This window comes from Shewanella sp. SACH (genome assembly GCF_001887095.2).
In the GTDB taxonomy this organism is placed as follows: domain Bacteria; phylum Pseudomonadota; class Gammaproteobacteria; order Enterobacterales; family Shewanellaceae; genus Shewanella; species Shewanella baltica.
In genome coordinates this window covers 1-291 of record NZ_MPDG02000032.1, presented here as the reverse complement: position 1 = coordinate 291, position 291 = coordinate 1, and the positions used below count along the sequence as shown (strand labels likewise).

The window sequence follows — 291 nt, the reverse complement described above, 5'->3', positions numbered from 1 at the left end:
GCTCTAACCAGCTGAGCTACAGACCCATCTTTTGATAAACCCATATTCATCTAGAACCACCGACCTCACCCTACTCTATATGAGGGGATTGGGGTGCTAACCAGCTGAGTTACAGACCCATCTTTTACTCTTTCTTCTATCAAGCAAATCTGTGTGAACACTCAAAAGGTACACGGATGTACCGAATGTCGAAAATGCAGGAGCATTTTTCGACCAAACATTAAGTTAGTCGTATAGGTAAGGAGGTGATCCAGCCCCAGGTTCCCCTAGGGCTACCTTGTTACGACTTCA

Annotated in this window: 1 rRNA gene; it reads right to left on the bottom strand. The window is 45.4% G+C overall.

Features of this window, described 5'->3' with window-relative positions:
- Window positions 1–238: 238 nt before the first annotated feature.
- Window positions 239–291: ribosomal RNA gene (locus BM607_RS22030) — 16S ribosomal RNA — on the bottom strand; the annotation flags it as partial.